The organism is Streptomyces sp. NPDC014891, assembly GCF_043081085.1.
In the GTDB taxonomy this organism is placed as follows: domain Bacteria; phylum Actinomycetota; class Actinomycetes; order Streptomycetales; family Streptomycetaceae; genus Streptomyces.
Window position 1 is genome coordinate 291,376 of record NZ_JBIBWF010000006.1, and the last position, 13,436, is coordinate 304,811.

Consider the following 13,436-nt stretch of genomic DNA (forward strand, 5'->3'; position numbering starts at 1 on the left):
GACTCCCGGTTCTGCCCGTTCTCGGCCGACACTGTCATGTGTAACGCGAGGTCGGCATCGACCGATAGTGTTCAGCATTGTCGAACAGCGTGAGAGGGAGAGGGGTCGGGCGATGGCGAAGAACATCCAGTCGCTTGAACGGGCGGCGGCCATGCTGCGACTGCTCGCGGGCGGCGAGCGCCGGCTGGGCCTGTCCGACATCGCGTCCTCCTTGGGACTCGCCAAGGGAACCGCCCACGGGATCCTGCGCACGCTCCAGGCGGAGGGCTTCGTGGAGCAGGACGGGGCCTCGGGCCGCTACCAGCTCGGCGCGGAGCTGCTCCGGCTCGGCAACAGCTACCTCGACGTGCACGAGCTGCGCGCGCGGGCGCTGGTCTGGACGGACGACCTGGCCCGGTCCAGCGGCGAGAGCGTGCACCTGGGGGTACTGCACCAGCAGGGCGTGCTGATCGTGCACCACGTCTTCCGGCCGGACGACAGCCGGCAGGTCCTGGAGGTGGGGGCCATGCAGCCGCTGCACTCCACGGCGCTGGGCAAGGTGCTCTCGGCCTACGACCCGGTGGCGCACAGCGAGGTCGTGGAGGTCGACCGGGAGGCGTTCACGCCCCGGACGACCACGGCGCTCGGCGACTTCGAGTCGCTGCTCGACATGACGCGCGCCAAGGGCTGGGCGGCGGACGTGGAGGAGACCTGGGACGGGGTCGCCTCGGTGGCGGCGCCGATCCACGACCGGCGGCGGATGCCGGTGGGCGCGGTGGCGGTGACGGGCGCGGTGGAGCGGCTGTGCCCGGCCGGGGAGCTGCGGCCCGAGCTGGTCGCGGCGGTCCGGGACTGCGCCCGCGCGGTCTCCCGGGACCTGGGGGCCGGGCGGTTCTGACCCTGCGCCACCTCGCCCCCCGACCTGAGTGAACCCGCCGGTAACGATCGCGTTATCGGCGGGTTTTTCGCATCCCGGGGCCTTGACGTGCTGTTAACCCCGGGGCAAAACTTCCGTTCATCGGTCGGCAATGCCGAACACTTGACGGCAATACGCGTTACAGTGTCGCAGTGCCAAGGGCCGGAAACAGCCCTCACACGAGGGTGCGGACCTCCGGAGGGACCCGGAGTCCGCCGTTCCCCTGGACGAAGGACAAAGGAGTCGCGGGTGTCCAGCTCCGACATCTTCCTCGGCGAGACCATCGGTACCGCCGTTCTGATTCTGCTCGGCGGCGGTGTGTGCGCCGCCGTCACGCTCAAGGGCTCCAAGGCCCGCAACGCGGGCTGGCTCGCGATCACCTTCGGGTGGGGCTTCGCCGTCATGACGGCCGTCTACATGACGGCTTCCCTCTCGGGCGCCCATCTGAACCCCGCCGTCACGGTCGGCATCGCGATCAAGGACGGCGACTGGAGCAACGTCCCCGTCTACATCGCGGGCCAGATGCTCGGCGCCATGATCGGCGCGGCGCTGGTCTGGGTGGCCTACTACGGCCAGTTCCAGGCCCACCTCGCCGACCCCGAGGCCTCGGGCGAGAAGCCGATCGAGGGCCCCGGCCCGGTGCTCGGCATCTTCTCCACCGGCCCCGAGATCCGGAACACCTGGCAGAACCTGGCCACCGAGATCATCGGCACCGTCGTGCTCGTCCTGGCCGTGCTCACCCAGGGCCTCAACGACAGCGGCAAGGGCCTCGGCGTCATAGGCGCCCTGATCACCGCGTTCGTCGTGGTCTCCATCGGCCTCTCGCTCGGCGGCCCGACCGGCTACGCGATCAACCCGGCCCGCGACCTCGGCCCGCGCATCGTGCACGCCCTGCTCCCGCTGAAGCACAAGGGCGGCTCCGACTGGAGCTACGCCTGGATCCCGGTCGCCGGTCCGCTGATCGGCGGAGCCCTCGCCGCGGGTATCTACAACATCGCGTTCGCCTGAGCCGTCCTTCTTCCAGACCTCCCTTGGAGCCAACCGTGACCGACGCACACACCTCCGGCCCGTTCATCGCGGCCATCGACCAGGGCACCACGTCCTCCCGCTGCATCGTCTTCGACAAGGACGGCCGGATCGTCTCGGTCGACCAGAAGGAGCACGAGCAGATCTTCCCGAAGCCGGGCTGGGTCGAGCACGACGCCGCCGAGATCTGGACCAACGTCCAGGAGGTCGTCGCCGGCGCCCTGACCAAGGGCGGCATCGCCGCCGCCGACGTCAAGGCCATCGGCATCACCAACCAGCGCGAGACCACGCTGCTCTGGGACAAGAACACCGGCGAGCCCGTCCACAACGCCCTCGTCTGGCAGGACACCCGCACCGACGCCCTCTGCAAGGAGCTCGGCCGCAACGTCGGCCAGGACCGCTTCCGCCGCGAGACCGGCCTGCCGCTCGCCAGCTACTTCGCAGGCCCCAAGATCCGCTGGATGCTCGACAACGTCGAGGGCCTGCGCGAGCGCGCCGAGGCCGGCGACATCCTCTTCGGCACCATGGACTCGTGGGTCATCTGGAACCTCACGGGCGGCACCGACGGCGGCGTGCACGTCACCGACGTCACCAACGCCTCGCGCACCATGCTGATGAACCTGCACACCCTGGCCTGGGACGAGAAGATCGCGGAGTCGATGGGGGTCCCCCTCAACGTCCTCCCCGAGATCCGCTCCTCCGCCGAGGTCTACGGACACGTCAAGGACGGCGTCCTCGCCGGCGTCCCGGTCGCCTCGGCGCTCGGCGACCAGCAGGCCGCCCTCTTCGGCCAGACCTGCTTCGCCGAGGGCGAGGCCAAGTCCACGTACGGCACCGGCACCTTCATGCTGATGAACACCGGCGACAAGATCATCAACTCCTACAGCGGCCTGCTGACCACGGTCGGCTACCAGATCGGCGACCAGAAGCCGGTCTACGCCCTGGAGGGCTCCATCGCCGTCACCGGTTCGCTGGTGCAGTGGATGCGCGACCAGATGGGCCTCATCAAGTCCGCCGCCGAGATCGAGACCCTCGCGTCCTCGGTCGAGGACAACGGCGGCGCCTACTTCGTGCCGGCCTTCTCCGGCCTGTTCGCCCCCTACTGGCGCTCCGACGCCCGCGGCGTGATCGCCGGCCTCACCCGGTACGTCACCAAGGCGCACATCGCACGCGCCGTCCTGGAGGCCACCGCCTGGCAGACCCGCGAGATCACCGACGCCATGACGAAGGACTCCGGCGTCGAGCTGACCGCGCTCAAGGTCGACGGCGGCATGACCTCCAACAACCTGCTGATGCAGACCCTCTCCGACTTCCTGGACGCGCCCGTCGTGCGTCCGATGGTCGCCGAGACCACCTGCCTCGGCGCCGCCTACGCCGCCGGCCTGGCCGTCGGCTTCTGGCCGGACACCGACGCCCTGCGCGCCAACTGGCGCCGGGCGGCGGAATGGACCCCTCGCATGGACGCCGACAGGCGTGACAGCGAGTACAAGAGCTGGCTCAAGGCCGTCGAGCGGACCATGGGCTGGATCGAGGACGAGGAGTAGATCGACATGACCACCCTGCAGAGCGTCCCTGCCCTCGGGACGCACCCGGCGACCGGCTCCCTGCCGAGCCGCGCCGAGACCCGGGACCGGCTTTCCAAGGCGACGTACGACCTCCTGGTGATCGGCGGCGGCATCCTGGGCATCTCCACCGCCTGGCATGCCGCGCAGTCGGGCCTGCGGGTGGCCCTGGTGGACGCCGGCGACTTCGCCGGCGCCACCTCCTCCGCCTCCTCGAAGCTGCTCCACGGCGGTCTGCGCTACCTGCAGACCGGCGCGGTCAAGCTGGTCGCGGAGAACCACTTCGAGCGGCGTGCGGTGTCCCGCCAGGTGGCACCGCACCTCGCCAACCCCCTCACCTTCTACCTGCCCGTCTACAAGGGCGGACCGCACGGCGCGGCCAAGCTCGGCGCCGGCGTCTTCGCCTACAGCGCCCTGTCGGCCTTCGGCGACGGCGTCGGGCACCTGCTCTCCCCCGCCAAGGCCGCGCAGGACGTGCCGGAGCTGCGGACGGACAACCTGAAGGCCGTGGCCGTCTACGGCGACGACCAGATGAACGACGCCCGCATGGCGCTGATGACGGTCCGCGCGGCGGTCGACGCCGGCGCCACCGTCCTCAACCACGCCGAGGTCACCGGACTCCGCTTCACCCGGGGCCGGGTCACCGGCGCCGAGCTCAAGGACCGCACCAGCGGCGACGAGTTCGGCGTCACCGCCCGCCTCGTGCTCAACGCGACCGGCCCCTGGGTGGACCACCTGCGCCGTATGGAGGACCCCAACGCGGCGCCCTCCATACGCCTCTCCAAGGGCGCGCACCTGGTCCTCAAGCGGACCTCGCCCTGGAAGGCCGCCCTGGCCACCCCCATCGACAAGTACCGCATCACCTTCGCCCTCCCCTGGGAGGACATGCTGCTCCTCGGCACCACCGACGAGGAGTACGAGGGCGACCCCGGCCAGGTCGAGGTCACCGAGAAGGACACCGCCCAGATCCTGGACGAGGCCGCCTTCTCCATCCGCGACCAGCAGCTGTCACGGGACCTCATCACCTACGCCTTCGCCGGCCTGCGCGTGCTCCCGGGCGGCCCCGGCGACACCTCGAAGGCCAAGCGCGAGACGGTCGTCACCGAAGGCCGCGGCGGCATGCTGTCGGTCGCCGGAGGCAAGTGGACCACCTTCCGCCACATCGGCCGCACGGTCATGAAGAAGCTGGAGCAGCTCCCCGGCCACCCGCTCGGCGAGGACTACGAGTCGGTGTCCACACTGCCGAAGCGGCTGCCGCTGCCCGGCATCGCCAACCCGAACGCCGTCGCGCACCGGCTGCTCGTCGACGGCCCGGCGCCCGGCCCGCGGATGGCCGCCGACACCGCCAAGCACCTGGCGACGCACTACGGCTCGCTCTCCTTCGACATCGCGCGCATGGCGAACGACAACCCGGACCTCGCCCGGCGCATCCACCCGGACGCCCCGGAGATCTGGGCGCAGGTGGCCTACGCCCGCGACCACGAGTGGGCCGAGACCGCGGACGACGTGCTGCGCCGCCGCACCACGCTGACCATCCGCGGCCTCGCCACGGACGAGATCCGCGCCGGCGTCGAGACGATGCTGAAGGCGTAGCACCGGGACCCGGATCCCGTACGCGCGGGGGCGGTTCCTCTCCGGAGGGCCGCCCCCGCGGCGTGCCACACGCCGTCCACACCGGCGCAACACTCGGCGCGCAGAGTGGATCGCATGAAATTCCAGGTGCTCTCGATCGTCCACCACTCCCCGCACCCGCTCACCGGCGAACTCCTGTCCGCCGCCGACCGGTTGGAGCAGGTCGTCACGCTCGGCGAGACCGCCGAACGGCTCGGGTTCGACGCGTACGCCGTCGGCGAGCGGCACGCCGGCCCGTTCCTCTCCTCCGCCCCGACCGTGCTGCTCGCCGCGCTCGCCGCCCGCACCACCCGGATCAGGCTGCTCACCGGCGTCACCGTCGTCGCGATCCTCGACCCGGTCCGGGTCGCCGAGGACTACGCCACCCTGGACCAGCTGTCCCGCGGCCGGCTCGAACTCGTCGTCGGCAAGGGCGCGGAGGCCGGCCACTTCGACCTCTTCGGTCTGGACGAGGAGCGCCAGTGGGACCTCCAGAAGGAGAAGTACGAGCTGCTGCGCCGGCTCTGGACGGAGGAGGGCGTCGACTGGGAGGGCGAGTTCCGGCCGCCGCTGAAGAACGTCACCACCGTGCCCCGCCCGTACGCGGGACCGCCCCGGATCTGGCACGGCTCGGCCACCAGCCTCAACTCCCCCGAACTCGCCGCGAAGCACGGCGACCCGCTCTTCACCGCCAACGCCATCCAGCCCCGCGAGGCCTACGCCCGGCTCATCGCCCACTACCGGGAGAAGTTCGAGGAGTACGGGCACGACCCGGCGCACGCGCGCGTGGCGGCCGGCTCCGGCGGACTGCTCATCGCCGACACCACCCAGGAGGCGATCACCCGTCACAAGGACCTGTACGAGGCGAAGGTGCGGCAGAGCTTCAGGCCGCACCTGGAGGGCAAGGCCGGTTACAACACCCCGTTCCGCACGATCGAGGACGCCGTCGCGGACGGCCCCCAGCTCATCGGTTCCCCGCAGCAGATCATCGACAAGATCCTCGGCTACCACGCCCACTACGGGCACGACCTGCAGTCCGTCACCGTCGACACCTTCGGGCAGTCGACGGCCGAGCAGACCGAGACGCTCCAGCGGTTCGCCGAGGAGATCGCGCCGGTGGTCCGGAGGGAGGCGCCGAGCACGCTCTGGGAGGAGTGAGGGCGCCGTGTGCGGAGGCGGGTTCCTGGGTAGTCGATCAAGGCCGCACGGGTTTTCGGGGATGTCCGGAGGCTGCGGACGGACCTGGAGAAAGCCGTAAGGTTGGTCCGTACGACAGGAACTTCGAAAAGGAGGCGCTGGGTGATCGAGCTCGAGGGGGTACCCGAGCTGATCGACCCGGTCATGGTGGCCGCGTTCGAAGGCTGGAACGACGCCGGCGACGCCGCCTCCACCGCGGTCGCCCATCTCGACCGGGAATGGAAGGGCGAGGTGTTCGCGGCGCTCGACGCCGAGGACTACTACGACTTCCAGGTCAACCGGCCCACCGTCTTCCTGGACAACGGCGTCAGGAAGATCACCTGGCCGACGACCCGGCTCTCCGTGGTCCGGGTCGGCGGCGAGAAACCGCGGGACCTGGTGCTCGTGCGCGGGATCGAGCCGTCGATGCGCTGGCGCTCCTTCTGCAACGAGATCCTCGCCTTCGCCCACGAGCTGGGGGTGGAGATGGTCGTGATCCTGGGCGCGCTGCTCGGGGACACCCCGCACACCCGGCCCGTCCCGGTCAGCGGTGTGACGTCCGACCCGGACCTGGCGCGCACGATGGACCTGGAGGAGACCCGGTACGAGGGGCCGACGGGCATCGTGGGCATCCTCCAGGAGGCGTGCACCCACGCGGGTGTGCCGGCCGTGAGCCTGTGGGCGGCGGTGCCGCACTACGTGTCGCAGCCGCCGAACCCGAAGGCGACCCTGGCCCTCCTCAACCGCCTGGAGGACCTGATCGGGCTGCGCATCCCGCTGGGCGAACTGCCCGAGGACGCGCGGGCCTGGCAGGTGGGCGTGGACCAGCTGGCCGCGGAGGACAGCGAGGTCGCCGAGTACGTGCAGACGCTGGAGGAGGCCCGGGACACCGCGGAGCTGCCGGAGGCCTCGGGCGAGGCGATCGCCCGCGAGTTCGAGCGGTATCTGCGGCGCCGCGAGCCGGGCACGGGTCCGGGCGGCCCGGGGGTGGCGATGGAGGGCGGCGACACGCCCTTCCTGCGGGACACCGGCAGCGGCCGGACGCGCCCGCCGAAACCCGAGCAGCCGGGCCCCGAGGCGGTCCCGGGAGCGGAGGCGGCTGAGACCCCCGAGACGACTGAGACGGCCCAGACGGCTGAGAGGCCGGGCGCTCCGGCGGCACCGGAGGGCGCCGCGGCGGAGACCCCGGCGACGGGCTCAGGATCGGCCGACGCCCCGGACGAGGGTTCGGGCGAGGGCTTGGACGCGGGTACGGAGCCGGGCCGGGAGTCCGGCGACGGCGCGGAGGCGGACCGGGACACCGGCGACGGCACGGACGACGGCTCCGACGCGGACGGCCGCCCGGAGAGCGGCTCCGGCGCGTAGCCGCCTCGCCGGAGGGACGGAACGGAACGGGAGGGGTGCCCTGCGGGGCGCCCCTCCCGTCGTCGTGCCGGGCCTCGGTCCGGTTCCGGCCTGTCGGCCTGATGGAACGTCCGTCGCGGACCGGACCCAGGAGAGCCCCTCGTTCGTGGCATCGCGGGCGCCGGCGGTGGCGGCCACGCCGACGGCTCCGGGCGCTCGCGGGGGCCGTCGCCGGCGGCGCGACGGAACCGCCCCCGGACTTCGGCGAGAAGTCCGGGGGCGGTCGCCCGCAAGGGAGTCGTGCGGTGCCGTCCGCTACAGGGCGACGCCCAGCAGGGCGTCGACGGCGCGGGAGACGAGTCCGGGGGCGGAGTCGTCCGTGCCGCCCCCGGCCGTCTGGAGCGCGGCCCAGCGGTCGACCGCGGCGAGCGCGGTGGGGGTGTCGAGGTCGTCGGACAGGGCGTCGCGGAGCTCCTCGACGAGCGCGTCGGCGGACGGTCCGTCGGGGCGCGAGACGGCGGCACGCCAGCGGTCGAGCCGCTCCACGGCGTCCTGGAGGACCTGGTCGGTCCACTCCCAGTCGTCGCGGTAGCGGTGCGAGAGCAGCGCGAGCCGGATGGCGGCCGGGTCGACGCCGTCGCGTCGGAGCTTCGAGACGAAGACCAGGTTGCCCCGGGACTTGGACATCTTCTCGCCGTCGAGGCCGACCATGCCGGCGTGGACGTACGCCTTCGCCATGGGGAACTCGCCGGTGAGGGTCTGGGCGTGGGAGGCGCCCATCTCGTGGTGCGGGAAGATCAGGTCGGAGCCGCCGCCCTGCACGTCGAATCCCATGCCGAGGTGGTCGAGGGCGATCGCGACGCACTCGATGTGCCAGCCGGGGCGGCCGGCGCCGAGGCTGCCGCCGTCCCAGCTCGGCTCGCCCTCGCGGGCGGCCATCCAGAGCATCGGGTCGAGCGGGTTCTTCTTGCCCGGACGGTCCGGGTCCCCGCCGCGCTCGGCGGAGAGGTGGCGCATCAGCTCGGTGGTGTAGTTCGAGACCTGCCCGAAGTGCGGGTCGGCGTCGACGGAGAAGTAGACGTCCCCTTCGAGCTCGTAGGCGGCCCCGGAGTCCCGGAGGCGCTCGACGAGCGGGACGATGCCGGGTATGGCCTCGACGGCGCCGACGTAGTGCTGCGGGGGCAGCATCCGCAGGGCGGTCATGTCCTCGCGGAACAGGGCGGTCTCCCGCTCGGCGAGGCCGACCCAGTCGACGCCGTCGCGGATCGCGCGCTCCAGGAGCGGGTCGTCCACGTCCGTGACGTTCTGGACGTAGTGCACCTGCCGCTTGGTGTCGAGCCACACGCGCTGAACGAGGTCGAACGCGTTGTAGGTCGCCGCGTGACCCATGTGGGTCGCGTCGTACGGCGTGATGCCGCAGACGTAGATACGGGCGACGGGGCCGGGGGCGAGGGTCACTCGTCCGCCGGTCGCGGTGTCGTGGATCCGGAGGTCGCGGCCCTTGCCGGGAAGGGCGGGGACCTCAGAAGCGGGCCAGGCATGCATGACCCGAGCGTAACCGGACAGGTGTTCCGGATACGAACCGGATCCGGGATCTTGACCTGTTAGGCGGTCTTGCGGGTCGGAGGCGTGCGTGTATACCCCCCAGGGGTCCACGCCCCTGGAAGGGCCCCTCCCAGGGATGGCCGAAACCTTTCGGTTCGGTCAGACCGGCGGCCAGGGGATGGCCGGCCACTGCCCCGAGGGCTCCGGGTGCCGTCCCGAGCTCCGCAGCGCCGCCACGCGCCCGCGTACGGCCGCCACCTCGGCCTCGGTGAGCAGTTCCGCCAGACGGGTGGCGAGCGGCTCCCCGGGGGCCAGGGAGCGGTCGAGCGCGCCGAGGACGTCGGCCGCCTCGGCGGGCAGCTCCTCGCCCGCCCAGCCCCACAGCAGCGTGCGCAGCTTGTCGTCGACGTGGAAGGTGACGCCGTGGTCGATGCCGTACAGATGTCCCCCGGGAGCCGTCAGCAGGTGCCCGCCCTTCCGGTCGGCGTTGTTGATGACGGCGTCCAGGACGGCGAGCCGCCGCAGTTCGGGGGTGTCCGCGTGAACGAGCAACGCGGTGCGGTCCTCGTCCAGCTGGGCGGGCCCGACGGCCTTCCAGCCCTCGCCGGCCTCGTCGTCCTCGGTCAGGGCGAGCAGGCGCGCGCCGGGGTCGGCCTCGATCCAGAGCTGGACCATGCCCTCCCCGTACGGCCCGTCGCGGAGCACGGTCGGCGGGACCAGGCCCCAGCCGGTCGCCTCGGAGATCTCGTACGCGGCGACCTCGCGGCGGGCCAGGGTGCCGTCGGGGAAGTCCCACAGCGGCGCCTCGCCGGCGACCGGCTTGTACACGCAGGCCGCCTCCCTGCCCTCGTAGGCGACGGAGCAGTACAGGACGGCGTTGGAGGCCTCGCGGACCCGGCCGCGGACGGTCAGCTCACCGCGGGCGAGCAGCTCGGCGTCCCGCGGCCTCGGGGGGCTGCTGCTCATGCTCCGCGGCGGTATCCGTTCTGGCGCGGGCAGACGTGGCCCTCGGGGTCGAGCGGCAGGCTGCACAGCGGGCAGGGCGGGCGACCGGCGTTGACCACGTCCAGGGCCCGCTTCGCGAAGGCGCGGGCCTGGGCGCCGCTGAGGCGGACCCGGAGCATCGGCGGACCGTTCTCCTCGTCCTGGAGCAGCCGCTCCTCGGCCTCGGCGAGGTCCTCCTCGGAGTCCGCGTCGAGCTCGACGAGCGCCTGCGCCTCGACGATCATGCGCTGCTCCTCGCCGTCCCAGGCGAGCGCCATGGTGCCGACCCGGAACTCCTCCTCGACGGGGACGTCGAGGGGGGCGGTGTCGGCCACCTCGGCCGGCGCGACGGCGGGGACCGGGGCGTTGCCCCCGGTGCGGCGGACGACCTCGTCGAGGAGTTCGTCCATCCGCTCGGCGAGCGCGGCGACCTGGGTCTTCTCCAGGGCCACACTGGTGACCCGGCCGGCGGCGGACGCCTGGAGGAAGAACGTACGGCGGCCAGGCAGCCCGACCGTACCGGCCACGAAACGCTCCGGTGGGTCGTAGAGGAACACCTGACGGGACACGTTTCCCGGCTCCCTTGCGTCTCGACAGTCGTACTACGGCGGCGCGTCCACCCTACTGCGCGAAGGGATCACGGTGCGCCCGCACCACCACCGACCTCGGCGGTCCCCCTGGTGTCGGGGTGCTCGCGGGGGGCGAAGCCCGCGAAGTCGCCGGTGTCGCCGAGGCGGACGAGGAAGGGGCGCAGACGCGTGTAGCGGATGACGGTGACCGAGCAGGGGTCGACGTGGAGGCGCTGGAAGAGGTCGAGGTGGAGGCCGAGGGCGTCCGCCACCACGGACTTGACGATGTCCCCGTGCGAGCACATGACGTAGGCGGCGTCCTCGCCGTGCTCGGCCTCGATCCGCGCGTTCCAGTCGTGGACCGCCTCGACGGCGCGGGCCTGCATCGCGCGCATCGACTCGCCGCCGGGGAAGGCGGCGGCGGAGGCGTGCGCCTGGACGACCTCCATCAGGGGTTCGTCGTTCAGCTCGGCCAGCTTCCGGCCCGACCAGTCGCCGTAGTCGCACTCGTTGATCCGGTCCTCGACGTGCAGCGGGAGGTCGGGACGGGCGTCCAGGAGGGGCCGCACGGTCTCCCGGCAGCGCTGGAGGGGGCTGGAGACGACGGCGGCGAGCGGGACGTCCGCGAGCCGCCCGGGGAGCGCGGCGGCCTGCGCGGCGCCGCGCTCGTCGAGGGAGATCCCGGGGGTGCGCCCGGCGAGGACCCCGGAGGTGTTGGCGGTGGAGCGTCCGTGCCGGACGAGGATCAGCGTGGCCATGGCGGCCAGCCTAGGCGTTGCCGGGAAGTGAGCGGCGGGGTGTGGAGGTCAGCGGGAGGGGCATGGGTGCGTCGGGAACTCGTTCGAGGGAGAATACGGCGCGTGATCGTGGATTCAGCCATCTACCGGGACGGGCGTCGTACGGACGGCCCCGCCGACCTCTCCGACGCGCTCGACGAGGCGCGGGCCACGGGGGACGCCTTCCTGTGGGTGGGGCTCCACGAGCCGACGGAGGCGGAGTTCGAGCACGTCGCCTCGGAGTTCGCCCTCCACCCGCTGGCCGTCGAGGACGCCCTCAAGGCCCATCAGCGGCCCAAGCTGGAGGTCTACGACGACTCGCTGTTCGTGGTGCTCAAGCCGGTCGTCTACGAGCCGGAGAGCGACCGGGTCTCCTCGGGCGAGCTGATGGTGTTCATGGGCGACTCCTTCGTGGTGACCGTCCGGCACGGCGAGGGCGCCCCGCTGGCGCAGGTGCGCAAGCGGCTGGAGGCCGACCAGGAGGTCCTGAAGCACGGGCCGACGGCGGTGCTGTACGCGGTGAGCGACGCGGTCGTGGACCACTACCTCGACGTGGCGGGTGAGCTCCAGGTCGACCTGGAGGAGCTGGAGGCGGACGTCTTCGCCCCCACCGGCGGCAATCCCTCGAACACGGCGGAGCGGATCTACACGGCGAAGCGGCAGGTCCTGGAGTTCCGCCGGGCCGCCGGGCCGCTCTCCGGGCCGATGGCCCGGCTCACGGGCGGTTCGGTGCCGTTCGTCAACGAGCAGTCGCAGCCCTTCTTCCGGGACGTCAACGACCACCTGCTGCGCTCCAACGAGCAGGTGGAGGGCCTCGACCGGCTCCTGTCCGACGTCCTCTCGGCCCATCTCGCGCAGATGGGAGTGCGGCAGAACGACGACATGCGGAAGATCTCGGCGTGGGCGGCCATGGCCGCGGTGCCCACGATGGTCGCGGGGATCTACGGCATGAACTTCGACCACATGCCGGAGCTGCACTGGACGGCCTCGTACCCGGTGGTGATCGTCGTGATGGTGGTCATCGAGGCGGCGCTGTACCGGCTGTTCAAGCGGCGCGGCTGGATGTGACGGGGTCCGGGGCCCGCCGCGCGGCGGGCCCCGGACCCCGTCAGAAGGCGGGCGCGGGGGTCGCGGGACCGCCGAGGGCGTCGAGTCGCTCGGGCATCTTCAGGCCGACCATCCGGTGCCAGCCGGCCGCGCGCTCCCAGGCGTACATGCCGTGGATGCCCGCGGCGAGGACGGCGGCCTTAGGCCGGGGCCAGCGCAGGATCCGCCCCATGTGCGCCATCACGGCGAGGCTGACGTCGCGGTAGACCCCGATCTCGACCAGGGCGGACTCGCGCAGGGTCCGCTGGATGAGCCGGCCGTGCCCCGCGCGCGCGAGGCGCAGCAGTTCCTCGTGGCAGTAGGCGAGGTGGTTCGCCTCGTCGTTGTCGATCATGTGGATGGCCTTGCCGAGTTCGGGATGGCTCCCGAAGTACGTGACGAGCATGTCCATCTGGTCGGCGGCCCGCTGCTCGGTGACCCGGCTGTGGGCGAGGTAGACGATGATGTCCTCCTCGCTCAGCGGCTCCTCGCGGCGCAGCTTGTCGTGCGCGAGGCCGATGCCGCGCTGTTCGAGCAGCATCGTGTAGTCGGTGTCGGGCGGCACGGGGACCGGCTCCAGGCCGCGCTTCTTCATCAGCGCGTTGAAGATCCGGCCGTGCTTGTCCTCGTCGGCGCCGTGCCGGGTGATCTTGGGAGCGAGGTCCCTCATCCCGGGGGCGACGAGCGCCGCGATCCGGCCGTTCTCCCAGCCGCCCTGGGTCTCGCCGCTCGCCGCGATCGAGCAGAAGAGCCGGAAGGACTCGTCGTTGTCGATGATTTCCTGGAACAGGCCCTTGGCCGTGAGCATCGCCGCCACCTCCGTGCGCAAGTCCGCACTCCGTCCGGCCCCCGGGACAACGAG

12 protein-coding genes are annotated in these 13,436 nt (G+C 72.0%); 7 read left to right on the forward strand and 5 right to left on the reverse strand.

Annotated elements, in window-relative coordinates:
* Nucleotides 1-112: 112 nt before the first annotated feature.
* The 6 genes from ACF09E_RS19740 to ACF09E_RS19765 all read left to right on the forward strand — a co-directional run bounded on the left by ACF09E_RS19740 (nt 113) and on the right by ACF09E_RS19765 (nt 7,635).
* On the forward strand, nt 113-877 hold the full coding sequence (locus tag ACF09E_RS19740) for an IclR family transcriptional regulator (RefSeq protein WP_392206296.1): 765 nt from the start codon (nt 113-115) through the stop codon (nt 875-877).
* A gap of 267 nt (nt 878-1,144) precedes the next feature.
* Nucleotides 1,145-1,903: an MIP/aquaporin family protein gene (locus ACF09E_RS19745; protein WP_361851268.1), complete on the forward strand. Its 759-nt coding sequence runs from the start codon at nt 1,145-1,147 to the stop codon at nt 1,901-1,903.
* A 35-nt stretch (nt 1,904-1,938) separates the two neighbouring features.
* Nucleotides 1,939-3,465 (forward strand): glycerol kinase GlpK, encoded by a 1,527-nt coding sequence (gene glpK / locus ACF09E_RS19750; RefSeq protein WP_388804540.1) that lies wholly within the window; start codon nt 1,939-1,941, stop codon nt 3,463-3,465.
* Between the two features lie 6 nt (nt 3,466-3,471).
* Entirely contained in the window at nt 3,472-5,076 is a 1,605-nt protein-coding gene (locus ACF09E_RS19755) for an FAD-dependent oxidoreductase (protein WP_392206297.1), read from the forward strand.
* Nucleotides 5,077-5,190: 114 nt separating this feature from the next.
* Nucleotides 5,191-6,252 (forward strand): LLM class flavin-dependent oxidoreductase, encoded by a 1,062-nt coding sequence (locus ACF09E_RS19760; RefSeq protein ID WP_392206298.1) that lies wholly within the window; start codon nt 5,191-5,193, stop codon nt 6,250-6,252.
* Nucleotides 6,253-6,393: 141 nt separating this feature from the next.
* Complete coding sequence (locus ACF09E_RS19765) at nt 6,394-7,635, forward strand: PAC2 family protein (RefSeq protein WP_392206299.1); 1,242 nt, start codon at nt 6,394-6,396, stop codon at nt 7,633-7,635.
* A gap of 294 nt (nt 7,636-7,929) precedes the next feature.
* Here the strand turns inward: ACF09E_RS19765 and mshC are convergent, their stop codons facing one another.
* The 4 genes from mshC to ACF09E_RS19785 form a co-directional block, all read right to left on the reverse strand.
* A complete protein-coding gene (mshC, locus tag ACF09E_RS19770; protein ID WP_392206300.1) occupies nt 7,930-9,159 on the reverse strand; it encodes a cysteine--1-D-myo-inosityl 2-amino-2-deoxy-alpha-D-glucopyranoside ligase in 1,230 nt (409 codons plus the stop codon).
* Nucleotides 9,160-9,318: 159 nt separating this feature from the next.
* Entirely contained in the window at nt 9,319-10,125 is an 807-nt protein-coding gene (locus ACF09E_RS19775; RefSeq protein WP_392206301.1) for an SCO1664 family protein, read from the reverse strand.
* Nucleotides 10,122-10,712 (reverse strand): DUF3090 domain-containing protein, encoded by a 591-nt coding sequence (locus ACF09E_RS19780; RefSeq protein WP_388804523.1) that lies wholly within the window; start codon nt 10,710-10,712, stop codon nt 10,122-10,124. The genes ACF09E_RS19775 and ACF09E_RS19780 overlap by 4 nt, the downstream gene beginning before the upstream one ends.
* A 68-nt stretch (nt 10,713-10,780) precedes the next feature.
* On the reverse strand, nt 10,781-11,470 hold the full coding sequence (locus ACF09E_RS19785; protein ID WP_392206302.1) for a histidine phosphatase family protein: 690 nt from the start codon (nt 11,468-11,470) through the stop codon (nt 10,781-10,783).
* A gap of 93 nt (nt 11,471-11,563) precedes the next feature.
* Here ACF09E_RS19785 and corA point away from each other — a divergent pair, with 93 nt between their 5' ends.
* The gene (gene corA / locus ACF09E_RS19790) at nt 11,564-12,556 is read left to right on the forward strand and encodes a magnesium/cobalt transporter CorA (RefSeq protein WP_392206415.1); all 993 of its coding nucleotides are present in this window, start codon (nt 11,564-11,566) and stop codon (nt 12,554-12,556) included.
* A gap of 40 nt (nt 12,557-12,596) precedes the next feature.
* Here the strand turns inward: corA and ACF09E_RS19795 are convergent, their stop codons facing one another.
* Nucleotides 12,597-13,382, reverse strand: coding sequence for a ferritin-like domain-containing protein (locus ACF09E_RS19795; RefSeq protein ID WP_392206416.1), 786 nt, complete (start codon nt 13,380-13,382; stop codon nt 12,597-12,599).
* Between the last annotated feature and the right edge of the window lie 54 nt (nt 13,383-13,436).